Annotated in this window: 18 protein-coding genes, 2 tRNA genes and 1 pseudogene; 5 read left to right on the top strand and 16 right to left on the bottom strand. The window is 61.7% G+C overall.

Annotated elements, in window-relative coordinates; all coding sequences use genetic code 11:
- Positions 1-10: 10 nt before the first annotated feature.
- The 3 genes from DBIPINDM_RS34150 to DBIPINDM_RS34140 all read right to left on the bottom strand — a co-directional run bounded on the left by DBIPINDM_RS34150 (position 11) and on the right by DBIPINDM_RS34140 (position 6562).
- Positions 11-3424, bottom strand: coding sequence for an SPOR domain-containing protein (locus DBIPINDM_RS34150; protein WP_258583335.1), 3414 nt, complete (start codon positions 3422-3424; stop codon positions 11-13).
- Between the two features lie 103 nt (positions 3425-3527).
- A complete protein-coding gene (argS, locus tag DBIPINDM_RS34145) occupies positions 3528-5285 on the bottom strand; it encodes an arginine--tRNA ligase (RefSeq protein WP_258583334.1) in 1758 nt (585 codons plus the stop codon).
- A 62-nt stretch (positions 5286-5347) separates the two neighbouring features.
- Entirely contained in the window at positions 5348-6562 is a 1215-nt protein-coding gene (locus DBIPINDM_RS34140) for a deoxyguanosinetriphosphate triphosphohydrolase (RefSeq protein ID WP_258583333.1), read from the bottom strand.
- Between the two features lie 76 nt (positions 6563-6638).
- On the opposite strand from DBIPINDM_RS34140, the gene erpA reads away from it, so the two are divergent.
- The 4 genes and pseudogenes from erpA (at position 6639) to DBIPINDM_RS34120 (ending at position 8588) form a co-directional block, all read left to right on the top strand.
- Positions 6639-6986, top strand: a complete 348-nt coding sequence (gene erpA / locus DBIPINDM_RS34135; RefSeq protein WP_258583332.1) for an iron-sulfur cluster insertion protein ErpA — start codon at positions 6639-6641, stop codon at positions 6984-6986.
- 4 nt (positions 6987-6990) lie between these two features.
- A pseudogene (locus tag DBIPINDM_RS34130) lies at positions 6991-7375 on the top strand (VOC family protein).
- 16 nt (positions 7376-7391) lie between these two features.
- Entirely contained in the window at positions 7392-8186 is a 795-nt protein-coding gene (gene xth / locus DBIPINDM_RS34125; RefSeq protein WP_258583331.1) for an exodeoxyribonuclease III, read from the top strand.
- Positions 8187-8270: 84 nt separating this feature from the next.
- Positions 8271-8588: a hypothetical protein gene (locus tag DBIPINDM_RS34120; RefSeq protein ID WP_258583330.1), complete on the top strand. Its 318-nt coding sequence runs from the start codon at positions 8271-8273 to the stop codon at positions 8586-8588.
- A gap of 103 nt (positions 8589-8691) precedes the next feature.
- Here DBIPINDM_RS34120 and DBIPINDM_RS34115 read toward each other — a convergent pair whose 3' ends face one another.
- The 11 genes from DBIPINDM_RS34115 to DBIPINDM_RS34065 all read right to left on the bottom strand — a co-directional run bounded on the left by DBIPINDM_RS34115 (position 8692) and on the right by DBIPINDM_RS34065 (position 22394).
- On the bottom strand, positions 8692-9522 hold the full coding sequence (locus DBIPINDM_RS34115) for a tetratricopeptide repeat protein (protein ID WP_258583329.1): 831 nt from the start codon (positions 9520-9522) through the stop codon (positions 8692-8694).
- On the bottom strand, positions 9509-11233 hold the full coding sequence (ilvD, locus tag DBIPINDM_RS34110; RefSeq protein WP_258583328.1) for a dihydroxy-acid dehydratase: 1725 nt from the start codon (positions 11231-11233) through the stop codon (positions 9509-9511). Before ilvD ends, DBIPINDM_RS34115 begins: the two co-directional genes overlap by 14 nt.
- A 290-nt stretch (positions 11234-11523) precedes the next feature.
- Positions 11524-12762, bottom strand: a complete 1239-nt coding sequence (locus tag DBIPINDM_RS34105; protein WP_258583327.1) for an OmpP1/FadL family transporter — start codon at positions 12760-12762, stop codon at positions 11524-11526.
- Between the two features lie 391 nt (positions 12763-13153).
- Positions 13154-14428, bottom strand: a complete 1275-nt coding sequence (locus DBIPINDM_RS34100) for an OmpP1/FadL family transporter (RefSeq protein WP_258583326.1) — start codon at positions 14426-14428, stop codon at positions 13154-13156.
- A 357-nt stretch (positions 14429-14785) separates the two neighbouring features.
- Entirely contained in the window at positions 14786-17569 is a 2784-nt protein-coding gene (locus DBIPINDM_RS34095) for a valine--tRNA ligase (RefSeq protein WP_258583325.1), read from the bottom strand.
- A gap of 117 nt (positions 17570-17686) precedes the next feature.
- Positions 17687-17968 carry a hypothetical protein gene (locus tag DBIPINDM_RS34090; protein WP_258583323.1) on the bottom strand — a complete coding sequence of 94 codons (282 nt, stop codon included), beginning with the start codon at positions 17966-17968 and terminating at the stop codon, positions 17687-17689.
- Between the two features lie 177 nt (positions 17969-18145).
- Positions 18146-19009, bottom strand: a complete 864-nt coding sequence (locus tag DBIPINDM_RS34085) for a PopZ family protein (RefSeq protein ID WP_258583322.1) — start codon at positions 19007-19009, stop codon at positions 18146-18148.
- Between the two features lie 215 nt (positions 19010-19224).
- Positions 19225-20616, bottom strand: coding sequence for a TolC family outer membrane protein (locus DBIPINDM_RS34080; protein WP_258583321.1), 1392 nt, complete (start codon positions 20614-20616; stop codon positions 19225-19227).
- Between the two features lie 168 nt (positions 20617-20784).
- Positions 20785-21453: a protein-L-isoaspartate O-methyltransferase family protein gene (locus DBIPINDM_RS34075; RefSeq protein ID WP_258583320.1), complete on the bottom strand. Its 669-nt coding sequence runs from the start codon at positions 21451-21453 to the stop codon at positions 20785-20787.
- 91 nt (positions 21454-21544) lie between these two features.
- Positions 21545-21618 (bottom strand) — tRNA-Cys (locus DBIPINDM_RS34070).
- Positions 21619-22133: 515 nt separating this feature from the next.
- Positions 22134-22394, bottom strand: coding sequence for a hypothetical protein (locus tag DBIPINDM_RS34065; RefSeq protein ID WP_258583319.1), 261 nt, complete (start codon positions 22392-22394; stop codon positions 22134-22136).
- A 234-nt stretch (positions 22395-22628) separates the two neighbouring features.
- Between DBIPINDM_RS34065 and DBIPINDM_RS34060 the strand changes: the two genes are divergently transcribed.
- Positions 22629-22703, top strand: a tRNA-Asn gene (locus DBIPINDM_RS34060).
- Here the strand turns inward: DBIPINDM_RS34060 and DBIPINDM_RS34055 are convergent.
- Together DBIPINDM_RS34055 and DBIPINDM_RS34050 are read right to left on the bottom strand one after the other, a co-directional pair.
- Positions 22662-24338, bottom strand: a complete 1677-nt coding sequence (locus tag DBIPINDM_RS34055; RefSeq protein ID WP_258589412.1) for a recombinase family protein — start codon at positions 24336-24338, stop codon at positions 22662-22664. The genes DBIPINDM_RS34060 and DBIPINDM_RS34055 overlap by 42 nt on opposite strands.
- A gap of 670 nt (positions 24339-25008) precedes the next feature.
- The gene (locus tag DBIPINDM_RS34050) at positions 25009-25737 is read right to left on the bottom strand and encodes a hypothetical protein (protein WP_258583318.1); all 729 of its coding nucleotides are present in this window, start codon (positions 25735-25737) and stop codon (positions 25009-25011) included.
- Between the last annotated feature and the right edge of the window lie 97 nt (positions 25738-25834).

The raw sequence follows: 25834 nt of genomic DNA, 5'->3' as shown, positions 1-25834 counted from the left end.
TTGAACGCGTCTAGCGAGAGACGAAGCAATTGCCACCGGCAGCCTTGTAGCTGGTGCACAAATTGATGGCATCGTTGCGCGACTGGGCCGCAACGCGCACGCGGTAGAACGTGCCCTTGCCAGCGATCTCGGCCTTGACGATGTTGGCGGTACGGCCGGCAAGCACGCTGCCGTAGCGGCGCTGCAGATCCTGGTAGGTCGACTGAGCGCTTTCCACCGTCGGCTGCGAAGCAACCTGCATCGACCACGAACCACCACCGGTCGCCGTCGTTGCCGGATCGATGGACGCGACCTGATCGGGCTTGACCTCGCCGACGACGTCGACCGGCTGGTCGGACGGACGCTGCGGCGCGATCGCTACCTTGGCCGGCGTGTTGGCCGACTGGGCCTTGGCCGTGGCTGCCGGTTTGGCTGCCGGCTTGAGGGCCGGCTCGTCGTTCGACTGGGCGGCGGGCGCCACGGTGCCAGTCTGGTCGGCATCGGCGGACGGCGCGACATGCTGCGGCGCCGGATCGGTCGGCTCAGCGGCCGCCACCTGCGGCACGGCCGGTGCCGGATCCTCGCGCGGCACCAGCGAGCCGTCCGATTTGACCACCATGGTCCTCACCTTGCGCGGCGCAACGGCGACGACATCGGTGTTGGTGCCCTTGTCGGTATCCTGCAACACCTGCGCGATGCGATCCTCGGACTTGGGCGCGGGCGCCGCCGCATTGTCGGCAGGCGCTGCATTGGCGGCCGGTGCCGCGCCGGCGGTCGGCGCGGCATTGCCGTCATCGGCGCCGCCAGCGGCAGCGCTCTGATCAGCAGAAAGATCGATGGCACGGGCCGGATCCTTCGCCTGCACATCCACAGGGACTTCGGTGTTGGTGACAAGCTTCTGCTGCACGGGTTCAGCAGGCTTCGCGCCCTTGACCACCGCGTCATAGACCTTGTTGTCCTGGTTCGGTACCACGGTGCCGCCCGGATTTTCCGGCTTGACCTTGATCGGCGAGTTGTCGGCTTTGACGATCACCGGAGCTTCGCTGCCGCCCTTGCCGCCAAAGGACAGGGCGAAGGCACCAAGGCCGCCGGCGACGGCTACGGCACCGACGATCGCAGCGATGAACAGGCCGCGGCGGCCCGACGGTCTGGCCGCTTGCCGCTCGCCGAGACCCGGAACAGACATCGCCTCATCCAGCTCGGGATCATAGTCGAGTTCATCGACGGTGAAATCGTCCGCCTGCGAGACCGGCTGGCTGCCGGGCAGATTGTCGAGATCGAAGCCGTCGGCGGCGTCGGCATAGCCTGTGTTCGCCGCCGCGCGGGCCGGCGTTTCAGCCGGCCGCGCCGGATAAGTCCGCGCTTCCGGCTGGAAGGCCGGTTTGAACCCGTCATAACCCGGCTTGGGCTCTTCATATGCCGGCGCCTGATAGCTCGAAGTGAATCCGGCATTGTAGGATTCGTCGGCATAGGCAGCGCTGCTTGCAGGAGCCGCGGGAGCAGGCGCGACCTCCACCGAATTCATTTCCGTCAGAAGGCTGGCGAACTCGGCGTCGAGATCGTCATAGCCTGATGTGGCCGGCTCATCTTCTTCGAAATGCAGCTCCGGAATGTCGAGATCGTCCGCCAGCGCCACAACGCGCTCCGGCACATCGACTGTTTCAACATCCGGCATCTCTTCGTAATGCGGGGACTGTCGCGGCTGCGGCACGGATACGGGGGCTGCATAGGGAGCAGCCGCAACCGGCTCGGGTGCACGGTAGGACGGCACCACGGCCGCCGCTGGGGCCACTTCCGGCGCAGCGGTCCTGGCCGCCATCGAAGCGGCCGGCTGCGCGGCAAATGCCGGCTGCTGGGGAACCGGTGTCACACGGCTCCACGAACGGGTGGGCTCGGTCGGCGCGGAGCGTTCGGCCAGCCAATCGAGGGAATCAGCCTGATCCTGCCGGGAGGCAACCTCGTCGCGCGAATCGAGATTCCTGACCAAGGCCGCATCGAACGCATCATTGTCGAAATCGACATCGACATGATCAGCGGCATCCGAACCAGGATCCTGGCCCTGGAGTTCATCGAGCAGCAGATTGTCGAGATCGGCATCAGCGGCCGCACTGGAGGGATGCAAATCCTCGGGCGCGTGTTCGTCGAGATCCCAGTCGAGATCGCCGACAAGATCGGCAGGCTCCTCGGCGGCCTTTGCAGGCGCGGCAACATGCGGCTGAACGGGAGCGGCAGCCGGCTGAGCCACAACGGGCTGAGCGATGACAGGCTGAGCGACGACAGGCTGCTCCTTGGCCGACGGCAGCGTGCGCGCCGTCATGGCACCCAGAAGCGCGTTCAGCTCGTCTTCGAGGCTTCGTTCGTCCGCCACGGGGGCCGGCGCTGGCTCGGCCATAATTGCTGCCGGAATTGCAGGAGCTATCGGCTGAACCGCGGCGGCGGCAACCTCGGCGACCGGCTCTTCGGCAGGCTCGGCGAACGCGTCGTCCAAGTTCAGATCGAAAACATCATCCGAAACGGCCTCAGGGTCTGAAATCTCGCCCTTCATGTCCACGGCATCGGCGAGCACTTCGTGCGTTTCCGCGCCATCAAAGGCCACCGGCTCGTCCGCCTGAACGTCAAAATCCATATCGACATCAGCCATGGCGTCGTCGAAGTGACCCTCGAAGTCCTCGTCGGAAATCGCCTGGGCTTCATGCGCGGCGGCCGGCACCGGCTCCGGATAGTCGACCGCGGTCGCAGTCACATGGTGCTGATCCGCGGAATGGTCGTCCAGCATCAGCTCGTCTTCGAGCGAAAGCGCGACCGCATCATCGAATTCATGCTCGGCGGCCGGCTCGACAGCCACCGGCCCTTCGGCAAAGGCATGCTGGGGCTCGACGGCCTCGTCCTCGATCTGGACGGCATGGTCCTCGATGTGGAAATCCTGATCGAGCGACGCGGCAAGCTCGTCCTCTATCGGCAGATCGTCCTCGAAGGGCGAAACATCCTCGAGCGAACTGGCGACGGCATTGTCGAAATCGGCGTCGAAGGCAGGTTCGACCGCCGGCGCGGCTTCGGCAGCGCCGGGAATTGCATGGCTGGCGACGAGTCCCTGGTCATCGGCACCCGTGAAGTCCAGATGGAAATCGTCATCGAGCGACAGCGCAAGATCGTCGTCAGCCGTATGCGTGGCCGCCGTTTCGAATGCCGGCTCATGAGCCTCGACAACCGGAGCGGCGTCGCTGTCGCCAGCGTCGAAATCGCCCATCAGTTCCTTTTCGAGATCGATGTCGAAATCGTCCTCTCGCACGGACTGACCGGCGACAGCGGGCTGTGGCTGGGCCGGCGCCGGCTGCTTGACCGGCTGGCGTGGGTCGAATCCCATGATCCTGGTCAGTTCCGCGAACGGATCATCGTCAGCGATGTCGTTGTTGTCGGCTACTCTCAGCTGGGTTCTGTCTGCCATTATTGTTCCCGAACTCGCACTCATTCGGACGCCATGGACGTCGCGCAGGGTTGGCCCTTACCAGCGCAATGTGGGCAAAAGGTGACAGGTTTTTTAGTCAAACCTAACGCATTTCGGTGGGCGCGGCGGCCCCGATCAGCGTCAGGCCGGACGTGAGAACGTCCGAAACAGCCTGCACCAGCCCTAGTCTGGCATGCGTCAATTGTCGGTCGTTAACCTTAACAAAACGTAAGTCTGGATTATCCGTGCCCCGGTTCCAGTGCCCGTGGAAGCTGGAAGCCAGATCATAGAGATAAAATGCCAGCCTATGCGGCTCCAGCGCAAGAGCGGCCGACTCGATCAGGCGCGGATATTCGGCGAGTTTGCGGATCAGGCCAAGCTCGCCCTCGTCGGTCAGCGAAGCCGCCGCGGCAGCCAGGCTTTTGCGATCGAAATTCGCCTCGCCCAGCTGCTCGCTTGCCTGCCGGAACACCGAATGGCAGCGCGCCGAGGCGTACTGCACATAAAACACCGGATTGTCCTTGGACTGCTCAGTAACCTTGGCGAAATCGAAATCGAGCGGCGCATCGCTCTTGCGGAACAGCATCATGAAGCGCACCGCGTCGCGGCCAACCTCTTCAATGACTTCCCGCGCCGTGATGAAATTCCCCGCCCTTTTTCCCATTCGGACCGGCTCGCCGTCGCGAAACAGCTTGACCAGATTGCAGAGCAGAACCGTGAGCTTCACGTCGTCGCCGGCAATCGCCCGCGCCAAGGCTTCCAGCCGCTTGACGTAACCGCCATGGTCGGCGCCAAGCACGTAGATCAGGTCGACGAAGCCGCGATCGACCTTGTCCTTCAGATACGCAACATCGGCGGCGAAGTAGGTGAACGAGCCATCGGACTTGACCAACGCCCGGTCCATGTCGTCGCCGACCGCCGTTGAGCGGAACAGCGTCTGCTCACGGTCTTCCCAGTCATCAGGCTTCTCGCCCTTGGGGGGCGGCAGCTTGCCCTTGTAGATATGGCCCTTCAGCGTCAGGTCATTGATCGCCAAACGGATCTTCCTGGCATTGTCGGCGTGCAGCGTGCGTTCGGAGAAGAACACGTCGTGATGCACGTTGAGCAGCGCCAAATCCTCGCGGATCATCGCCATCATCGCGTCGATGGCGCGGTCCTTGACGATGGCTAGCGCCTCATCCTCAGGCATTTGGAGCAGGCTGCGGCCGAACTCTGTCGCCAGCGCCTGGCCGAGGGGAACCAAATAATCGCCTGGATAAAGGCCGGGCGGAATCTCGCCGATCTCGTCGCCGAGCGCCTCCCGATACCGCAGTATGACCGAGCGTCCGAGCACGTCGATCTGTCCCCCGGCATCGTTGATGACATATTCCTTGGTCACGTCGTAGCCGGCAAACGCCATCAGGTTGGCGAGCGCGTCGCCGACAACCGCGCCCCGGCAATGGCCGACATGCATCGGGCCCGTCGGGTTGGCGGAGACATATTCGACATTGGTTTTCCGGCTGGCGCCGATCGTCGAGCGGCCATAATTGCGCCCCTCGCCCAGAAGCGCCGACAGATGGGCCTGCCAGAAGCCGTCCTTGAGCCTGAGATTGACGAAGCCAGGACCGGCAACCTCGACGGCGGCGACATCCTTGTCGTCCCGAAGCGCTAGTGCCAGCCTGTCGGCCAGCACACGCGGGTTCTGCCCGGTGGGCTTGGCCAGCACCATCGCCGCATTGGTCGCGAGATCGCCGTGGCTGGCGTCGCGCGGCGGTTCGACGGCAATGCGCGACAGGTCGGGCGAAACGCCGTCCTTGTCTTTCAGGTCAAGCGCTTCGACAGCCTTTGTGACTCGCGCGGTGAAATCGGCGAAGATGTTCATGGGTATTGCTCTGGCGGCTTTATGGCGAATCCGGCTCGTTGGCCGGCAAAATCGCGCCCGCCCTAGCTCAAATCCGGGGTGCGGTCAAACAAACGCCTGTGTTCCTTGAGCGCGTAGGTGTCGGTCATCCCTGCCAGGAAATCGGCCACGCTGCGCGCCTTGATGCGATCGTCGGCCCGGTCCAGCCCCTCGCGCCAGCCATCCGGCATTGCGCGCGGGTCGGCGAAATAGACGTCGAAGAGGTCCCTGACGATCTGCTCGGCGCCGGCGCGCACCCGCATCACCTCCTTGTGCCGGTAGAGGTGCTTGTAGAGAAAAGCCTTCAGTTCCTTCTCGGCCGTGGCCATCTCGGCGGAAAAGGTCACCATCGTCTCGCCCGCCGCCCTCACCGCATCGGCGCTGCGCGGCCCGACACGCTCCAGATTGGCGGTCGCCGAGACTATGACATCCTCGACCATGGCGGTGATCTGCCGCCGCATCAGTTCGTGGCCGGTGCGCACGTCATCGAGCCCGGGATAGCGTTGGCGCACGCCCGCCAAGATCTTCCCCGGCAGCGAGACCGCCTCCAGCATATCAAGCGTCAGCAGCCCTGCCCGCAGGCCGTCGTCAATGTCATGCGTGTTGTAGGCGATATCGTCGGCGATCGCAGCGCACTGCGCCTCGATGCCGGCGAACCGGTCGAGCTCGAGATCCTGCAGTTCCGAATAATCGCGAATCGCCTGCGGCACCGGCCCTTTCAGGCCCTTGCCGCTGGCGTCCGTCAGCGGGCCATTGTGCTTGACCAGGCCCTCCAGCGTCTCCCAGGTCAGGTTCAGCCCATCGAATTCGGCATAGCGCGCCTCCAGCCGCGTCACGATGCGCAGTGATTGCGCGTTGTGGTCGAAGCCACCCCAGGCGGCCATCTTGTTGTTCAGCGCGTCCTCTCCCGTATGGCCGAAGGGTGTGTGGCCGAAATCATGCACCAGCGCCACCGCTTCGGCGAGATCCTCGTCGCCGCGCAGCGCCCGCGCCAGCGCACGCGCGATCTGCGCCACTTCGATCGAATGGGTCAGCCTTGTGCGATAGTGGTCGCCTTCATGGGCGATGAAGACCTGCGTCTTGTGCTTGAGCCGCCGGAAAGCCGTCGAGTGGATGATGCGGTCGCGATCGCGCTGGAACGGCGTGCGGGTCGGGCTTTCGACCTCGTCGAACAACCGGCCGCGCGAGCGCGCCGGATCGGTGGCATAGGCCGCGCGCGGCCGATAGCCGAATCCGATGTCGCCAAGCTCATTGGTCATGGCTAATGCTGCCGCAGTTGACTTGCCCCGTCGCGCTTCATACCTATGATGTGAAACCGAAAGCAAGGTGACGCCCATGGGCGCTGATGCCAAGACTGCCATGAAAGTCGACATGACCGAGGCCGCCGCCAGGCGGATCGCCAAGATTGTCTCTGGCGAGGCCGGCAAGACGGCGCTGCGCGTTTCCGTTGAAGGCGGCGGCTGCTCCGGCTTTTCCTACAAGTTCGACCTAGTCGAGACGCGCAACGACGACGACGTCGCCATCGAGAAGGACGGCGCCACGGTGCTGATCGACGATTTGTCCTTGGTCTATATGGGCGGCTCGGTGATCGACTTCGTCGACGATCTGATGGGCCAGTCCTTCCAGATCCGCAATCCGAACGCTGTCGCCTCCTGCGGCTGCGGCACGAGCTTCTCCATCTAACGGCATGCCTGCCATCGGCGCGGTCCGTCAGGTCGCGCTGTCGGCCGGACGCGACCTCGATTCGACGCTGGCCTTCTGGCAGGCCGTGCTCGGTATGGGCGTTCACGCTCGCTACGATCCCCCCGGGCATCGCCTTCATCATGGCCGGCGACGTGCGCTTGCTGTTCACCGACGGCATACCGGCCGGTATCGTCTATCTCGACATTACGGGCCTCGAAGCCTTCCACGCCGAGGCGAAAGCCGCGGGCGTCCCCTTCACCGCGCCACCGACGCTCGTGCATCGCGATACCGTTGGCCAGTTCGGTCCGGCGGGGGAAAGCGAGTGGATGGCCTTCCTAAAGGACCCGGCAGGCAATACGATCGGGCTCGTCGAACGCCACCCGCCGTAGGAAGAATAAGACCGTCATGAAAATCGTCACCTGGAACATCAATGGCGTTCGCGCCCGCATCGGCAACCTCACCCATTGGCTGACCGAGAGCGCGCCCGACATCGTCTGCCTGCAGGAGATCAAGACGGTCGACGAGCAGTTCCCGCGCGCCGAGATCGAGGCGCTGGGCTACAATGTCGAGACTCATGGCCAGAAGGGCTTCAACGGCGTGGCACTGTTGTCGAAGCTGCGCTTTGACGAAGTTATCAGAGGTCTCCCGGGTGACGACACCGACGAGCAGGCGCGTTTCATCGAGGGCGTGTTCTCGACCGACAAGGGCGCGTTGCGCGTCGCCTCGCTCTATCTGCCGAACGGCAATCCGATCGATGACGAGAAAAAGTTCCCCTACAAACTGTCCTGGATGGCGCGGCTGGAGCGTTGGGCCGAGGAGCGTCTGGGGCTGGAAGAGGCACTGGTGCTGGCCGGCGACTACAACGTCATTCCCGAGCCGATCGATGCGCGCTTTCCGGAGAACTGGCTGGGCGACGCGCTGTTCCAGCCGCAGACGCGGCAGGCCTTCCGCAGGCTGCTCAACCTCGGTTTCACCGAGGCGGTGCGCGCGGTCACCGATGCTCCCGACACCTACACCTTCTGGGACTATCAGGCCGGCGCCTGGCAGAAGAACAACGGCATCCGCATCGACCATCTGTTGCTGTCACCGGAAGCCGCCAACCGATTCTCGTCGGCCTCGATCGAGAAGCATGTGCGCGCCTGGGAAAAGCCGTCCGATCACGTGCCGGTGGCGATCGACCTCGCACTGCTGCCGGCCTGACTGAGAGACCTCTGCGGTCTGGGGCCGGGCACGCTGATGCTGGACCTCATATCGCCACATTCAGGCGCATGATGGGAGATCATCATGGCGGCCGGGGTTCCCATGACCATTCGATTTGTTGTTTGTCCGATCGGCTTGGCATTTGCCACGGCCGCCATGGTGCCGGCGTTCGCCGCCCCGGAATGTCTTGCCAATGGAAAATCCTATCCGGTCGGTCAGGTTGCATGCCTGACGGTTGCCGACCAGAGCCATCTGGCTCGCTGCGAGATGGTGCTCAACAACACATCCTGGACGAAGGTCGGCGACAGCTGCCCCGGAAACACGATGGCACCTCACCTGCATGTCACCCCGATCTCGACGCCCGCGCCAAGCATGGTGCCGACGGAGCCGACTGAGAACTGATTTTTCCGTTAGAGCGGTCTTGAAACAATTCCGGACGGAAAACCGCTTCACACCTTCCTGGAATTGCTTTCGCTGATCTCCCCCTTGTGGAGGAGACCACCCCCTACTGGTCTGCGTTGGTGGTGCCCTTGGTCAGGATGTCGTCAGCCAGCGAAATCGCCGTGCGCCGGTCGGCTTCGCCGGCGGCAGCGAAGGCCTCTTCCTGCATGCCGCGGATCCAGGGCTGATCGGCCGGCGACGCGCGCTCGAGTGCCGCGGTCATCATCGCCAGGCCGCGAACGATCTTGCCGCTCTGGAACAAGAGATGGCCAAGCGTCGCCTGGGCGCCGGCATGGCCTTTCTCGGCGGCGAGCTGGAACCAGCGCCCGGCCTGCTTGACGCTGGCCTTCACGCCGCCCTCACCCTTCAGGAACATCTGCCCCATCTCGAACTGGGCGTTCGGGTTGCGGTAGTTGGCGGCGGCGCGCATGTAGTATTCCTGGGCCGCCACCTCGTTCTCGGTAACCGGGCTGCCGGGAATGCCCGTGCGCAGATAATCGCCGAGCGCCACCAGCGCATCGGAAACGTAGCTTTCTTCGGGCGAGCCGGGCTCGACATCCTGGTCGACGATCTCGGAGAAGAACTTGAACGCCTCATAGTCGTCGCGGGCCACGCCGTCGCCCTCGGCATACATGCGGGCAAGCTTCCAGGTGGCACCGATCTGGCCGTTTTCGGCGGCATATTTATAGGCTTCGGCGGCCTGTTCCTTGTGGCCGTTCTTGTAGGCGGAGAAGCCGAACTGGAACACCGCCCAAGGGCTCGACTGCGGCTTCACGCCGGTCTTGTCGTCGAACACCTTGTCGTCGAAGGCCAAAGCCTGGCCCACGGCGCCAAAGATCGCGACAGCGACCAGTGCCGGAAGGACAGATGACCTCAACAACTCAGATATCCGCATAGCAGTGTGTTTCTTTCGCACCGCCCGGATGGGTGACCGCGCCGTCGCGGGCAGACCCGACCGTCTGTGCGTATTTCCATATCGCGCCCGACTGGTAGTCGGTCGTGCGCGCCTTCCAAGTCTTGGCCCGCGCCGTCAGTTCGGCCTCGGTCAGCGCCACCTCGATCGTGCCGTTCACCGCGTCGATCGAGATCACGTCGCCATCCCGGATGAGACCGATCGGGCCGCCAACCGCTGCTTCCGGCCCGACATGGCCAATGCAGAAGCCGCGTGTCGCGCCCGAGAAGCGGCCATCGGTGATCAGCGCCACCTTGCCGCCCATGCCCTGGCCGTAGAGGGCCGCCGTCGTCGACAGCATCTCGCGCATGCCGGGACCGCCGCGCGGCCCTTCGTAGCGAATGACGAGAACCTCGCCTTCCCGGTAGTTGCGATGCGTCACCGCCTCGAAACATTCCTCTTCCGAATCGAAGCAGCGCGCCGGGCCGGAGAATTTCAACTCCGCCATGCCCGCGACCTTCACAATCGCGCCTTCGGGGGCGAGGTTTCCCTTCAAGCCCACGACACCGCCGGTTTGGGTAATTGGTCTGTTGGCCGGGCGGACCACATCCTGGTGTTCATTCCAGGCAACATGTTCCATGTTTTCGGCCAAAGTGCGGCCAGTAACCGTCAGGCAATCGCCATGCAGATAGCCATGGTCGAGCAGCGTCTTCATCAAGAGCGGAATGCCGCCGGCCTCGAACATGTCCTTGGCGACATATTTGCCGCCCGGCTTGAGGTCGGCGATGTAAGGCGTCTTCTCGAAAATCTTTGCGACGTCGAAAAGATCGAATTTGATGCCTGCCTCATGCGCGATCGCCGGCAGATGCAGGGCTGCGTTGGTCGAGCCGCCGGTGGCGGAAACCACGGTCGCAGCATTCTCCAGCGCCTTCATCGTGACGATGTCGCGCGGCCGGATGTTTTTCGCGATCAGTTCCATGATCTTTTCGCCCGAGGCGAAATTGAAACGGTCGCGCATCTCGTAAGGCGCCGGCGCACCGCAGGAATAGGGCAGCGCGAGACCAATCGCCTCGGCGACGGTGGCCATGGTGTTGGCGGTGAACTGGGCGCCGCAGGAGCCGGCTGACGGACAGGCCGCCTGTTCGATTTCAAGAAGCTCGGCATCGTCGATCGCGCCGACCGAGTGCTGGCCGACCGCCTCGAACACATCCTGCACCGTGATCTGGCGGCCGCGATAGCTGCCGGGCAGGATCGAACCGCCATAGATGAAGATCGACGGCACGTTGAGCCGCACCATGGCCATCATCATGCCGGGCAGCGACTTGTCGCAGCCGGCGAGGCCGACCAGCGCATCGTAGCAATGGCCGCGCATGGTGAGTTCGACCGAATCGGCGATGACCTCGCGCGACACCAGCGACGACTTCATGCCCTGGTGGCCCATGGCGATGCCGTCGGTGACGGTGATGGTGCAGAATTCGCGCGGCGTGCCACTGGCGGCCGCGACGCCCTTCTTGACCACCTGCGCCTGGCGCATCAGCGAAATGTTGCAGGGTGCCGCTTCATTCCAGCAGGACGCGACGCCGACCAGCGGCTGCGCGATCTCGGCCGCCGACAGGCCCATGGCATAGAGATAGGACCGGTGCGGCGCGCGCGCCGGACCGACAGTCACATAGCGGCTAGGGAGCTTAGCCTTTGAAATGACCTTGGCGTCCATTCTCATCCTTGCCGCGGGCGGTGCGGCCTGTCCCATCGCCGAGCCTTTTGGCGCGTGTCCCGAGACAAGATCGAGGTGCGCCGGGTTTATGGCGGGAAATGGGCAATTTCCCCGGCCCGACTTCTAGCGCAGGGGTTGTTCAGAAAGTGTTGCCAAAACGTCACAATCGCACGAGGCGGCACCAGTGCGGCTTATATGCAACGCAGCTTGGATGACGGGAGCACCGGTGATCCCGGCTCAAACGAAAAAGGCCGGGCATTGCCCGGCCTTTCATTATGATTTTCAGTAGGTTAGAACGTGACTTTGAGGCCGCCAGAAATCGCCGTGACCAGATCGTTGCCGAAGTCGTAGCTGACGTCGGTACCGGCCACAAACCCATTCTGTCCGGCGAGTGTCCCGGAGTGGCCGCTTGTCAGCACGCCGATCGCGCCAGCTAGGCGTAGTTCGATGTTCGGCTTCGGCGTGTAGGCGACGCCTCCGCCCAGCGTCCAGGTATCAGTCTGCGAACCATAGCCATGCGAGGTACCGCGATCCCAGGAAAGCTGGCCGGCGGCGCTCCACTGATCGTTGAACTTGTGGCCGATACCGCCAGTGACGGTCCAACCGTCACGATACATCAGGTCGAGGGAGGTGACCTGAGCTGAATGAAGATTGTCACCCGTGATGCATGCCGCAGCCGGTGTACCTTGGAAGCAGATCGGAACACTTTGCAGCAGGCTCCAGTTGACCCACTTGATCGAACCGAAAGCGAGCCAGTCGGGCGCGATGCCCGACTGCAATTTCAATTCCAACGAATCGGGCATGCTTTCCGTTGGTGCATAGATCGGCTTAATGCCTACGCCAATATTCGTCAGGTCGATAGTGCCGGTGATATTGTCGAGTTTCACTTGCGAGTTGTAAACGAGGCTAGCCCGCAGTGCGATTTCCGGAATTTCATACGCAATGCCGGCACGCCAGCCCCAGCCACTGCCTGAGAGATCGACACGGCCGGTGCCGGAGAAAGCCGGCATAAGAGGGTTTATCAGGCTTTCTTTAAAGCCGTAGACTTCCTGATAGAACACACCACCGATGAAACGAAGCTGGCCTTTGCCCACATCCATCTTATAGGAGCACGTCCCGGCATAGTTGTCGCTTTTGATATCGGTTTCCATGTTGGAAAACGCACCATTCCATGCCCCGGGCGCCGTATGTGCGCCCCAAGGCTGCGAGTAGTCGACCATGCAGTCGACACCTCTTACGATCTCGGCCTTGGCGCCGATGCGCGGCACCCAATAGCTTTCGCTTTCCTTGGCAGTACTGCTGACGTTCAGGCCAAAACCAGTCGTGTCCACCGCATTCTTGAGTTTGCGATCCGGCATCACGAATGTCGCCTCCGCGTCCGTAGTGAATGGAGCCGGATCAAACAAAAGGTCGATGTCGTAGCCGCCTCGTTCGATGCCGCCTGCATGCGCCGCGTTCGTCGCCGTCCCGATCAAAGCCAGCGAAAAGCACCCTGCCCCCAGCAGCGCTTTAAGACGCAGATTGAACATGAATCGCCTCCCCGAATTCGAGCACAACCCAAGCAAGAACCAATTCGGCTGGGTAGTGCAACAATGATTTCAAGAGGCGTACACGTACGTATTTTTGAGAAAATGCATTCCGAGGCCGTGAGCACCGACACAGCCTCGCCCAAGACACCCGCCAGCGTGCAAAGCAGCCACGAAAACACACGAAAACCGGTCAAAATGGCTGCATAAGACCATCTTCAAAGGCAAATGGCCCCACTGTTACATTATGGCAACAATGAGGCAAAAACTTCCGTTTACGTCAACAGTGCCGCAAGGGAATGCCAGCCTCAAGCCTTTCGGAAGGTGACCAGATAGCCAAGCAAACAAAAAAGCCGGGCTAGTGCCCGGCCCTCTTGCTGGCAGATCGATTGACTTACCACTTAACTTTCACGGAGGCAGAAAGTGCCGTCACAAGGTCGTTGCCAAAATTATAGGAGACGTCGGTTCCGTGCGGAAATCCCTGCGGATCGTTTTCCGGGCCGACGGAACCGCTGGTCAGAATGCCAACCGCGCCGCCGAACCGAACCTCGACATTCTTAGACGGCGTATAGGATGCACCCGCGGCGATGGTCCATGTGTCGGTCAAAGAGCTGAGGCCAGTCGTCGTGCCACGATCCCAAGTAAGGGTCGCCGCGCCACTCCATTGCTCATTGAACTTGTGGCCGATACCACCGGAAATCGTCCAGCCGTCCCGATAAAGCAAATCCAATGAGGTGGCAAAACCAGGGCCGCCATATGTACACGATAAGCCAAGCGCTTTAATCGCCGTGGAGCAGAAGCTGACAATCCCAAGCTGGCTCCAATCGACCCACTTGACTGAACCGAAGGCAAGCCAGTCCGGCGCGATACCCGACTGCAATTTTAACTCGACTGACTGCGGCATCGACTGGTGGCCGAAGACGTCTATCGGAGTCTTGGGCTGTCCAGGAACCTGGCTCAGGTCGAGCGTACCCGTGATCTCGCCAAGGTCTACCGCGCTGTTGTAAACCAGGCTCGCCCTGAGGGCGATCTCCGGGATTTCATAGGCGGTGCCGATGCGCCAGCCAACGCCATGACCGGCCAGATCCAGACGACCAACGCCGCTCAACGTATTGATAGGGAACGGAAAGAAAGTGGTATCCTGAACCAGTCGTTCCTTGAAACCATCGACCTCCTGGTAGAAAACACCACCAATGAACCGAAGTTGCCCTTTGCCCACATCAAACTTGTACGAACATGTCGCGGCATAATTGTTGCTGTTGATCTTCGTTTCGATGTTGCTGTTTGCGCCAGCCCAGTTCGATCCCGGCTTGGTATGAGCTCCCCAAGGCTGTGAGTAATCGGCCATACAATCGATCTGCTGGCCTATGCTCGCCTTGAACCCGATACGCGGGACGAAGTAGCCTTCTGTCTCATCGGCCGAGTTCGGTCGGTAGTTGAGGTTGCCGCCGCCAGGCAAGCCATTACCAGTCTGGGTATCGACAACGTTTTTCAATTTCCGATCAGGCATGACATAAGTGCCCGAAAGCTCGCCAGCGACCGGAGCCGGATCAAACAGCAGGTCAATATTGTAGCCACCGCGTTCCAGGCCGCCAGCATGTACCGTCCCGATCAAAGCCAGTGAAAAGCATCCTGCCCCGAGCAATGCTTTCAGTCGCAAATTGTTCATGAAAATCCTCCCCGAACATCAGTGCATCAAGCTAGAACCAATTCAGGTTAACGGTGCAACAACGAATTCATGAGGCGTACGTGTACATGTTTGCCAAACGCATTTTCGACAAAATGCATGCGGCACCGGAGGGCCGAAAAACGGTCCGAAGCGTGTAGAGCGGCCCAGAAAGTGAAGGAAAAGAACCAAAAAGGGCTCAAAAACAGCCACTTTTAAGAGGTTACGGCCCCATTGTTACATTATGGCAACAATGGGGCACAAAGTTTCCGTTTACGTCAACATTAACGCAACGGAATGCCTGTTTTGGAGGCAATTGACGCACCGGAAATAGACAGGAGCCACGTGCGAATCTGCCCTTCAACCAGCGTCGCGGACCCTGGTCAGTGCGACCGAAAGCTTGTCCTGCCCGTCGCGATACTCGGCCAGTTTCTCGCGCTCGGCTTCGACGATTTCGGCCGGCGCGCTGGCGACGAACCGTTCGTTGGACAGCTTCTTGTGCAGCCGCGCGATTTCCTCGGTGACCTTGGCGAGTTCCTTCTGCAGCCGGGCCGCCTCGGCGGAGAGGTCGATCAGGCTGCCGAGCGGCAGGCAGATGGTCGCCTCGTTGAGGACGATCTGCGCCGAGCCTTTGGGTGCCGCGTCAGCCAACGAGATGTCGCCGACGCGCGCCAGCCGCTTGATCGCGGACTCCTCGCGAACCAGCCGCTCGCGCGTCACATCGTTGGCGCCGACCACAACCAGCGGCGCGATCGCCGCCGGCGGCACGTTCATCTCCGAACGCACCGAGCGGATGCCCGAGACCAGGTCGACCAGCCAGTTGATGTCGGCCGCCGCATCAGCGTTCTCGAAGTCCGGCGCCGGCCAGGCGGCATGGCAAAGCAGCGAATCGCGCTCCTTGCCCTCGCCCGCCGTCTGCGCCCACAGCTCTTCCGTCATGAACGGCATCATCGGGTGCAAGAGCTTGTAGATCTCGTCGAGCACGAAGGCGACGCAGGCGCGGCTTTCGGCCTTGGCAGCCTCGTCCGTGCCCATGAACACCGGCTTCAGCAGTTCCAGATACCAGTCGCAGAACAGGTTCCAGACGAAGCGGTAGGCAGCACCGGCCGCCTCGTTGAAGCGGTATGAGGTGATGCCGTCCGTGATTTCCCGTGCGGCCCGCGTCAGTTCGGTCAGGATCCAGCGGTTGACCGCCAGCTTGGCGTCGTTCAGCCAGAAATCGTCATTGCGCGCGACTTCGTTCATCTCGGCGAAGCGCGTCGCGTTCCACAGCTTGGTGCCGAAGTTGCGGTAGCCGGCGATACGCGCCGGGTCGAGCTTCACATCGCGCCCTTGTGCCGCCATCACCGTCAGCGTGAAGCGCAGCGCATCGGCGCCAAATTCGTCGATGAGATCGAGCGGATCGATGACGTTGCCTTTCGACTTCGACATCTTCTGCCCGTTCTTGTCGCGCACCAGCGCGTGCACATAGACGGTGTGGAACGGCTCCTCATCCATGAAATGCAGGCCCATCATCATCATGCGGGCAACCCAGAAGAAAATGATGTCGAAGCCGGTCACCAGCACGTCGGTCTGGTAGTAGGTTTTCAGCTCCGGCGTCTGGTCCGGCCAGCCCAGCGTCGAGAATGGCCACAGGGCCGACGAGAACCAGGTGTCGAGCACGTCCTCGTCACGGGTCAGGATCTCGCCCGGCTTGAAATTCTCAAGCTTGTCCTCGACCCAGGCCTTCCACGGCCCTTCGAGCGCCAGATAGTACTCGATCGCCGCGCCCAGCGCCTCTTCCTCGGTCTTCTCGACGAAGACGCGCCCGTCCGGTCCGTACCAGGCCGGGATCTGGTGGCCCCACCACAGCTGGCGCGAGATGCACCAGGGCTGGATGTTTTCCATCCAGTCGAAATAGGTCTTTTCCCAGTTCTTCGGCACGAAATTGGTGCGGCCTTCGCGCACCGAAGCGATCGCCGGCTTGGCGAGCTCCGCGGCATTGGCATACCACTGCTCGGTCAGGAACGGCTCGATCGGCACGCCGCCGCGGTCGCCATGCGGCACGGCATGGTGGTGCGGCTCGATCTTCTCAAGGAAGCCGCCGGCTTCCATCAGCTCGACGATCTTCTTGCGCGCGACGAAACGGTCGAGCCCGTTGAGATCGTCCCAGACAGCCTGGCGCTCCGGCGTCACATCGAGACCGGCGAGGAAATCCTCATTATCCCTGAGGTTTATCGCAGCCTCGATGGTGAGGATGTTGATCGCCGGCAGTTTGTGGCGCTTGCCGACCTCGAAGTCGTTGAAATCATGCGCCGGCGTGATTTTGACCGCGCCCGAACCCTTTTCAGGATCGGAATACTCGTCCGCCACGACAGGGATTTTTCTGCCGACGATCGGCAGCACCACATTCTTGCCGACCAGATGCCGGTATCGCTCGTCGTCCGGGTGCACAGCCACAGCCGTGTCGCCCAGCATCGTTTCCGGGCGCGTCGTCGCCACGGTGATGAAGGTTTTCGGATTTTCCGGGTCGAAGGTCTCGCCCTCGATCGGATAGCGGAAGTGCCAGAGATTGCCGTTGACCTCCTGCTGCTCGACCTCGAGGTCGGAGATCGCGGTCAACAGTTTCGGGTCCCAGTTCACAAGGCGCTTGTCCTTGTAGATCAGGCCTTCCTTGTAGAGGGTGACGAACACTTCCAGCACGGCCTTGGACAGGCCCTCGTCCATGGTGAAGCGTTCGCGCGACCAGTCGGCCGAGGCACCGAGCCGCTTCAGCTGGTTGAAGATGGCACCGCCGGATTCGGCCTTCCACTCCCACACTTTCTCGATGAACTGTTCGCGCGTCAGATCGCGGCGGTGGATCTGCTTTTCCATCAGCTGGCGCTCGACCACCATCTGCGTGGCGATGCCGGCATGGTCCATGCCCGGCTGCCACAGCACGTTCTTGCCGCGCATGCGCTCGAAGCGCACCAAAATGTCCTGCAGCGTGTTGTTGAGCGCGTGGCCCATATGCAGGGAGCCGGTGACATTGGGCGGCGGGATGACGATGGTGAAGGCTTCGGCCCCCTCTTCCGCCCCGGCACCGGCGCGGAAGGCGTCCGCCTCTTCCCACACTTTGGCGATCTTCGGCTCGACGGTCTTTGCGTCGTAGGTCTTTTCAAGCATGGGAAAATGGTCCGCGCTGTCGGGATTTTTGCTGGTTCGGTGTAAATCGGAAGGTCTTGGCCAAGTCAACCGCAAGGGTCGCCTCGGTTCATGAGAAGCAAATAGGCGTGACCGTATTCATTTCAACGGAATGCCGTGTCCGCACTCGGCACAAAACTTCGCCCTCGGTGTCCGGTACGGCTTTCCGCAGGATGAGCAGTCAGGGCCGTAGTCGGAACGGCGAACATGCAGGAGCCAGAAAGTATGATGAAGTGTTACTCCGGTCCGTTCGCGATAGCGATCGGCCGCCGGATGCTTCATTTCTGTCCATTGTCCGTGCTGGGAAATGAACCTCTTGACCTGAAAATATAGCGCTGCGGGGTCGCCGACGACCTCCCGATACTCTTCATCGGTCAGCATCGGAACCATCGCCCGCAATCGGTAGCTGTACGTCAACTGTCGGTCCATCGGCCAAGGGGAGCAATCACACATGGCTTTAAAAGGGCAATCTCCTTTGCCATGATCATCGCGAGCCGACCTTACCAACAGAAACGCCGCCAAGAAGGCGGCGCTTCGTCAGAGGATGGGCCGAAAGCCTTACTGCGCGCCGCGCGCCACGCGCTCGATTTCCTCGCGCACCAGCCTTTCGACCAGCGTCGGCAGATTGTTGTCCAGCCAGTCCTGCAGCATCGGCCGCAGCATCTCCTCGGCCATCTCGTCGAATGTCTTCTTGCTGCGGCTGGCAAAGGCGTCCGACAGTTCGCCGAAGGCCGCAGCGACCTGCCGGCCCGTATGTTCGGAAAGGATTGCCGGACGCGCCGCGGGCGCTTCGCTTGCCGCCGCACGTGCCTGAGCTGTACCTGCCGGAGCGTCGCTTGAAGAAGGCCGCTCGAACGCAGCCTCCACCACCGGTTCGCTTATTGGCGCCTCGGGCTGGGGCGCCTCGGGTTGGGCGACCGGCCTGCGGACGCTCCTGTCCGGTATCGCTTTCGCCTGCTCTCCGACCGCCGCGATCTCGCGCCGCCAATCGGCAACGATGGTATCGCTCGTCACGCCAGGCTGCGGGGCCTCAGCCTGCGCCGCCGCTGGCGCGTCGGTTCTGACGGTAGGCACCGGCTCGGCGGCGATCCTGGCGCTGACCTCGGCAAGCGTCATCGACGGCTTGACCGGCGCGGGATCGGCACGCGTCTGCGATTCCATGCGCGCGGGTTCGGGCGACGGCGCCTGGATTTCCCCGAGCGCGACCGGCATCCTGACTTCAGGGGCGGTATGCAGCTCGGCGCGAAACGCATCGACATCGGTGGCCGGAGCCTCGCTCGGCGATGGCTCCAGATCCTGCCGCAGCTCATCGGCCTCGCCCGGCTGCTTGCGGCCGTTGTCGCTGTCCTCGATGATCCTCCTGATGGAAGCCAGTATCTCTTCCATGGAAGGTTCGCGCTGTGCGCTGCTTGCCGTAGCCATCGTCACATCCGCCGCCTTTGTGACCCCTGTGGACTTCCGCTCCGGCACGAGCCGGATTCGAATCATGGCGACAGCGTAACCGACGGATCGCCGCACGAGAATCCCCAATCTGGGGACATGTGGGATTTCAACAGATTAGAGCACGAAGCCGAAGAAACGGGACGGGTTTTCGAAAAATCGCGTCCTGCGTGGACGCGAGAATTCCAACCGGCGGCCTAGCGGCCGTCCGGCGTGCGCACGCCGATCCACTTGTCCTTGACGGCGTTGTAGTGCTCTTCCGGCTTGTACTTGGTGACAGGCAGGCCAAGCCGGTCGACCGACAGGCGACCCACCGCCGACAGGATGGCATAGCTCGCCACGACGACATCGTGTTCGGAATTGGCCTGGTTGATCTTGGCGGTGATGACGGTGGCCTGCGCATTGAGCACGTCGAGCGTGGTGCGCTGGCCGACATTGCGCTCTTCGATGACGCCGTTCAGCGCCAGTTGCGCGGCGTCGATCACCTGCTTGTTGGCCGACACGCTCTGCTGCGCGGCGGTGTATTGCGACCATGCGGTGGCAACGGCCTGGCGCACCTGGTCGCGGCTGACATCGACCTGGATGCGGGCCTCGCCAAGCGATTCCTTGTTCTGCCGCACGACCGCCGAGGTCCGTCCGCCTGAATAGATCGGAATGGTCAGTGTCGCGCCGATATTGGCCGAGGTCGAATTGCCGTTCGTTCCGATGTTCGGATTGCGACTGAGATAGTCATCCGAGATACCGGCCGAGGCTGTCAGTTGCGGCAACAGCGCGCCTTCGGCCGATTTCACCGAGAACGCCGCGGCATCGACCAGATGCTGGGTGGAGAGAATGGCCGGATGTTCGGCCGAACCAATGGCAATCGCCGATTCGAGGCTCGACGGCAACAGCTTCGCCAGTGGCGCAGCCGGCTTGAGCTTGCCCGGCTCATCGCCGACCACCTGGTGATAGGTTGCGGCACTGGCCAATGCCTGCGCGCGTGCGGCACTGAGCGAGGCCACCGCCGAGGCGCGCGACGCGTCGGCCTGCGCGACGTCGGTGCGCGTACCCTCGCCAACCTCGAAACGCGAGCGCGCGGCGCGCGCCTGCTCGGTCAGGAATTGCAGGTTCTGTTCGGTCAGCACCGCGATCTGCCGGTCGCGGATCACGTTCATATAGGCGGTGGCCGCATTGAACAGGGTGTTCTCCTCGGTGTTGCGCAGGCTCTCCACCGACGCCTTCACCTGGGCTTCCGCCGCCGCCACATTGTTCCTGGTCTGAAAGCCGTCGAACAGGGTCTGGTTGATGACAATACCGACGCTGGCCGACGATGTTTTGCTGTTGGCCCCGCTGGCGCGCGTGTTCACATAATTCGCGTCGGCGGTTCCGTGGATGGTTGGGCGCCAGCCCGACTTGGCGATGGCCACGCCTTCGTCGGTGACGCGCACACCGGCGCGGGATAAGTTCAGCGAGGAATTGTATTGATAGGCCTTGGCGAGTGCGCCGGTGATGGTTTCCGCCGAGGCAGTCAGTGGCGACAGCGCGGTCGCGGAAACGAGGACGGCGGCAAAAAGGGTCTTGGATACAGACGGCACGGGTATATCCCTCATTCGTTTTCCATGGGAACCGCGCCGCGCCAGCTTCTCGTTAGAGCGGCCGGAGTGGCGTGTTTCGATGTTCCCTGTCGCTCGGTCCCAAAGTGCCCCCAGTCTGGGATCAGCAACGATTGTTCAAATGCAAGCGACCATGACAAAGCCTTTGCTGCAAGGCCAAACCATTCAGAATTCAAAAGCATGCTCACGTTCGAATCCGGGTAGTGGCTTAATTGCCGCATTAAATGCCCGTCTCCCGGTTACAACCCCCCCAGCCTTAAAAAAAAGTCGCGCCACGCCGGAATTGCCCTGGCCTTCGACCGCGACGAGTCGGCCACCTTCGGCGAGTTGATCGAGCAGCGTAGCCGGCACTTTCGCGACACTGCCGCCGATGAAGATGACGTTATAGGGTGCCTTGGCCGCATGACCTTGCGCCAGCGCGCCCTGGACCACGGTCACATTGCCGCAGCCGAGGCCGGAAAGGGTCGAAACCGCGGTTTGCGCCAGCACCGAATCGCTTTCGATCGCCACGACCGACCTCGCCAGCCGCGACAGGATGGCCGAGGCGTAGCCGGTGCCGCAGCCGACATCGAGCGCCGAATCGGTCAGGTTGATCTCGGCCAGCTGCATCAGCTTGGCCAGCGGCGATGCTTCCATGAGAAAGCGCGCGCCATTGGCGCCGTCGGCAATGCGGATGTCCTCGTCGATATAGGCAAGATCGCGCTGGCGGTCGCCGACGAAAACCTCGCGCGGCACGGATAGCATGGCTTCCAGCAGCGGGGCGCTGGTCACGTCGGTGGTGCGAACCTGACCATCGACCATCTTGACGCGAAGCTCGGAGAAATCAGCGCTCATGTCCCAACCAATCCGCTTGCCGCGCCAGAACCGCGGTTCATTTCGATTAGAACGTCAGGCTCCAGCGCTGAGCGCGCGGGAGCCCGGGTATTGGAGGCCTCGCCCGGAATCGAACCGGGGTGCAAGGATTTGCAGTCCTCTGCGTAACCACTCCGCCACGAGGCCTCATTGCTCCCGGCGTTCCACCCGGTTCCAATAGGTTGCGGCGAAAATGGCGTCAAGCGGCCACCACGCATTCCACGCGGTTTCCTCTGCAAGAATCTGACCCTCCGAATCAAGCGTCGCAGCCATATTGACCACAACACATATTAGCAGAGCGTTAAGTATAGCAGGAGATCATAAGAAACTCCACGCCCCGGCAATCGTTGAGAAACGTGGAGGAGTGCGCCATGCGGCCGGCAGGCCCGAGCAACGGAACGAACGCGTGGGACGGCTTGTCGCGATCGGGATGCGAGGCGTTGCTGCGCCATGCCATCGACTGCCTGGCGATAGACGCACTGCCAGGCTCTCGCCGCGTGACCGTGCGCGCCTCGCCTCGGCTGCCGCCGTTCTCAAGGAAATCCGCGAGGATCTGGCGAGAAGTGCGGACCGAAAAGCCGATTCGCGAAAATCCGAAACCCGAACAAAGGCATAACGCATCGGAAGGACGGTGTGGTCAGCGATGCGGCTGGCGCTGTCGCTTAATCCGGCCGTCGCCGCCGCTCCCACCAGACGACGAAGCGGCGCCGATGGCGGCGCACCATGGCGAATTCATAAGAAAGCACCAGCAGTCCGATCGGAACCATCCAGAAGCCGAGAATCGGCAAAAACCCGAGAACGCCGCCGATGGTCAAAAGAATGCCAATCGTGATTCTGAGGCCGCGCGATTGCGGCATGGCGAACTCGCGCCCGAAAATCGAGATCTTTCGTACCGGTATCCGGTTTTCGTCTGCTGCCGTCATCGCGAAAGGCTGCCTGTGTGGTCGCTTGTCTGGTCGCTCGAAAATGCCTGTTTACGAAGGCCGCGACCGCCCTTTCGGTTCCGCGCCCATCGCCAGGACGGCTAATATGAGGGCGGACGCCGCTGATTGCGAGAAACGCCTGAGCGAAAAAGTCTCGGAAAAAAGCGAAATGCTTCTTTGCAAAGCCGAAAGGTGTTTGCTATAGGCTGCGCCACTTGCTCAAAGAGCCTCCGTTCCCCGGTAGCTCAGTGGTAGAGCAACCGGCTGTTAACCGGTTGGTCGCTGGTTCGAATCCGGCCCGGGGAGCCATTTCAGTACAAAACTGCGAACGTCGTGCCCCGCCGTATGCACCCCGGGGCTTCCTCTAGACGCGATAAGCGTCTGCAAGAGTGTAGCCTTTGATCCCTTGATAAGAATCCGGTTGGCTCCCACCTCAACCCGCTGCACCAGCGTTTGCAGATGGTGACGCCTAAAGGTTCTATCCTGAGCCCGCAGTCGCTGCCTGACCCCTTCTGCGAACCGCGCAACAGCTTCTTGGGTAATTTCGATCGGTTGGCTGTCTCGATGCTCCGCACGCTCAGCATCGGCGTTGGCCGCATCCCGAATTCTTTTCAATTCGGCGATTCGTCCCTTGAGGTTGCTATCGGCTAGATCGGCCAGACCGTTCTCGATCGCTTCGTAGAGCCGTGTGAGCCTACCCTCAGCGTCGGCGGCTTGTCGTCGTAGATTACCCACCCGATCCTTCTCGCGATCGCCTTGCTCTGCCCTCCGACGCAACAGCCCTGAAAGCAATTCCTCAAGCCTGGCTGGGTTCAATAGCCGCAAATCCACATAATTCGCGACCAAATCGTTGAGTTTCTCCATCGGCATTGTTCGGCCCCTGCAGCCCCTTTGCCCCTGTCGAGCGGTCGTGCAACAGGTATAATATCGATACTGTTTGCCCTTTCCTGAGGTGCGCAAAGTCATTGCACCCCCACAGTCCTCACAGAATACAACGCCACCCAACAGCGTGGGACTGTTCACGAATCGGGGCGCCCGCAATTGTGGGCTTCGCGACTTGAGCAGATCCTGGACCGCGTTGAATTCGCCCTCCTCGATGATCGGTTCCACCACAACATCGATGATATCTTCCGGCACCTTTTCAACACCTTTCCGTTTGCCGCTGACATTGAAGCGATGTCGCCCGATGTAGGTTGTGCGCGTGAGAACCTGATGCACTCCCCCGAGACCCCACCGTCCTCCGGTTTGGGTCCGAATCCCTCGATTGTTTAGGTAGCTGGCGATCTGACGGACTCCCATCGGGCCGCAATCACTATCGCCAGCATGCGCCAAACGGAACATCAAGCGAACGTGGTCGACGGTCAGAGGGTCCGGTTCGATCTTCTTTTTAGCCCGGGTGCCACGCTGCTCGGCGGTTACGATCCGATAGCCGTAGGGCGGCCGTGAACCGTTCCAATAACCCTGCCGGGCGTTTTCGCGCATAGCCCGAAGCGTATGCTTGGCATTCTCCTTGGACTGATATTCATCGAATAGCGCCATGATCTGGCGCATCATCGTGCTCATGGGGTCGTCACCAAGATCCTGCGTGATCGACGTCAGCCGAACACTGTTCTTCGCCAACCGACGGACGTAGAATTCAAGCTGGAACTGGTCACGGAAGAACCGTGAGAACGAATGCACGATGATTGTGTCGAACGGGGCAGGCCGTTGCGATGCAGCGTCCATCATTCGCTGGAATTCGGGCCGTTTGTCATCGGTCGCCGAGGCGCCTGGCTCGACGAACTCCGTCGCCACAGCAATTCCCTTCGTCTGACAATATGCCTGTAGCTGGCGACGCTGGTCAGGAATTGAAAGGTCGTGCTCGGCCTGCCGGCCCGTCGATACGCGAAGATAAAGTGCGGCTCGGCCGGATATGGCCAAGGCAGAGCTCGCTTTGGCATTCATGAGCGGCCTCCTCTCGTCAGGTCAGTTTCCGGCTCCAAGAAATCTCATCAAGCAGATCGGAGCAATGAACCTCAAACAGGTCCAACTCTCGCACCGAAATGGGAATACGATCGGGCCAATCGTCGAGGATTTCCGGTTGCCACTCCTTCTCGTTCCGTTTCGCTCGGTTTGATTTTGGACAGCGAATGGGTGCGGCGTAGTCGAATAGACCGATGAGCTCAGCCGACCTGCGAAGTGGATAGACCTTAGCTGACATTCCGCCATTTTCGCTGCCCAAATCAAAATTGCTAGCCGATACAAGGCATTATGTGAGCTATCGAAGGCGAGCATTCGGATACTGCCGAAGGCAGGCGACCTCAATCGGGTCTAAACGCCGGCCCCGTGGCATTGCGCCCCCTTGGCGTTGGTCCTTCCAGGTCGAAACTAGATAGGGCAGCACGAAGCTGCGCAAAACACTCCAAACCCAAATCGGTGTTTCCCCATCTTCTCTCCGCAATGGGCCGCCAGAGCACCCACGCGATCGCCCTCACGGCCAAATCGTCTCATAGGGCATTAGCAACGCTAGCCACTTCAACTGCCGACCATTCGCCAAGCGATGCGTCAGCCTCGTCTGTCTCGCGGCGAAAAGACGAATCCTCGATGATGATCGGTGATCGATTGATCGGCTTTCTTATGCTGTGCTTCCATACGCATCGATCCGCAAACGGCGCCCCTCCCGAGAGTGTTTCGGTCGCAGCATCTCACTCGGAAATCTTTGTTCGGGAAACAGCTGCCGGCCGACACGCATGACATCAACGAGCGCCGAGCGGATCTGCGGCCAGGGGAACTCGGCGCCGCCCTCCCGTACCTCACTTTCAAGAAGCACCGCACTCAATTTAGCCGCCACACCGGTAAGCGAGGTGGCAGGTGCGACCGACAAGGCCTGGAGCAGCTCTTCGGCTCGATCGCCCGCTTTCCTTTCAGCTTCTGCAACGAGCGAATAGCCAATTCGCCTGTCGGCGGCATCCCAGCGTGCTTGATGAGCCGCAAGATGGGCTTCCGCCGTCGCGCGAGCTTCGGCGGCGTCGGCACCAGCACCGAGCACCTCGCGGAGTGCTCTGATGGAACGAATTGTCACGTCCTCGCCACCGGGCAATTGGACGGTCGCACATGGGTAGCCAAGGGTCTCGACAAGCGTGCGCTCCAGGTGCGCAGTCTGATCGCAGAGGCGCTCGCTCACTTCGTGAGCATTGTACCATTCTCGCCAAATCGCCAGTGCGGGATCGGAGGGTACGGCTACTGCCGGCGCTTCACCGGCAAGCCCATTCCTCTCCCATCCGAGGATTGCAATCGCCGTTGCACCAAGTAGCCTCCTGCGGGTGACGCGAGGCGGAGTCGTGCTATTGTCGGAATCAGCCATGATCCGAGCTCCTAACAGCTTGGTTGTGGTTAGGTCGGGCTGGGCGTGCTAGCGCTCAGCTCGGCCGATAAGGGGAACATCATCTTATACAAATTGA

It is taken from the genome of Mesorhizobium sp. AR02 (assembly GCF_024746835.1).
GTDB lineage: Bacteria > Pseudomonadota > Alphaproteobacteria > Rhizobiales > Rhizobiaceae > Mesorhizobium.
The sequence above is the reverse complement of the archived record's forward strand: the minus strand, read 5'-3'. Positions and strand labels throughout refer to the sequence as shown.

What these genes read in the sequence shown, in the direction of transcription:
- DBIPINDM_RS34150 (WP_258583335.1), bottom strand. Translation starts at nt 3,424, where the DNA reads ATGGCAGACAGAACCCAGCTGAGAGTAGCCGACAACAACGACATCGCT.
- argS (WP_258583334.1), bottom strand. Translation starts at nt 5,285, where the DNA reads ATGAACATCTTCGCCGATTTCACCGCGCGAGTCACAAAGGCTGTCGAA.
- DBIPINDM_RS34140 (WP_258583333.1), bottom strand. Translation starts at nt 6,562, where the DNA reads ATGACCAATGAGCTTGGCGACATCGGATTCGGCTATCGGCCGCGCGCG.
- erpA (WP_258583332.1), top strand. Translation starts at nt 6,639, where the DNA reads ATGGGCGCTGATGCCAAGACTGCCATGAAAGTCGACATGACCGAGGCC.
- xth (WP_258583331.1), top strand. Translation starts at nt 7,392, where the DNA reads ATGAAAATCGTCACCTGGAACATCAATGGCGTTCGCGCCCGCATCGGC.
- DBIPINDM_RS34120 (WP_258583330.1), top strand. Translation starts at nt 8,271, where the DNA reads ATGGCGGCCGGGGTTCCCATGACCATTCGATTTGTTGTTTGTCCGATC.
- DBIPINDM_RS34115 (WP_258583329.1), bottom strand. Translation starts at nt 9,522, where the DNA reads ATGCGGATATCTGAGTTGTTGAGGTCATCTGTCCTTCCGGCACTGGTC.
- ilvD (WP_258583328.1), bottom strand. Translation starts at nt 11,233, where the DNA reads ATGGACGCCAAGGTCATTTCAAAGGCTAAGCTCCCTAGCCGCTATGTG.
- DBIPINDM_RS34105 (WP_258583327.1), bottom strand. Translation starts at nt 12,762, where the DNA reads ATGTTCAATCTGCGTCTTAAAGCGCTGCTGGGGGCAGGGTGCTTTTCG.
- DBIPINDM_RS34100 (WP_258583326.1), bottom strand. Translation starts at nt 14,428, where the DNA reads ATGAACAATTTGCGACTGAAAGCATTGCTCGGGGCAGGATGCTTTTCA.
- DBIPINDM_RS34095 (WP_258583325.1), bottom strand. Translation starts at nt 17,569, where the DNA reads ATGCTTGAAAAGACCTACGACGCAAAGACCGTCGAGCCGAAGATCGCC.
- DBIPINDM_RS34090 (WP_258583323.1), bottom strand. Translation starts at nt 17,968, where the DNA reads ATGCTGACCGATGAAGAGTATCGGGAGGTCGTCGGCGACCCCGCAGCG.
- DBIPINDM_RS34085 (WP_258583322.1), bottom strand. Translation starts at nt 19,009, where the DNA reads ATGGCTACGGCAAGCAGCGCACAGCGCGAACCTTCCATGGAAGAGATA.
- DBIPINDM_RS34080 (WP_258583321.1), bottom strand. Translation starts at nt 20,616, where the DNA reads ATGAGGGATATACCCGTGCCGTCTGTATCCAAGACCCTTTTTGCCGCC.
- DBIPINDM_RS34075 (WP_258583320.1), bottom strand. Translation starts at nt 21,453, where the DNA reads ATGAGCGCTGATTTCTCCGAGCTTCGCGTCAAGATGGTCGATGGTCAG.
- DBIPINDM_RS34065 (WP_258583319.1), bottom strand. Translation starts at nt 22,394, where the DNA reads ATGACGGCAGCAGACGAAAACCGGATACCGGTACGAAAGATCTCGATT.
- DBIPINDM_RS34055 (WP_258589412.1), bottom strand. Translation starts at nt 24,338, where the DNA reads ATGAATGCCAAAGCGAGCTCTGCCTTGGCCATATCCGGCCGAGCCGCA.
- DBIPINDM_RS34050 (WP_258583318.1), bottom strand. Translation starts at nt 25,737, where the DNA reads ATGGCTGATTCCGACAATAGCACGACTCCGCCTCGCGTCACCCGCAGG.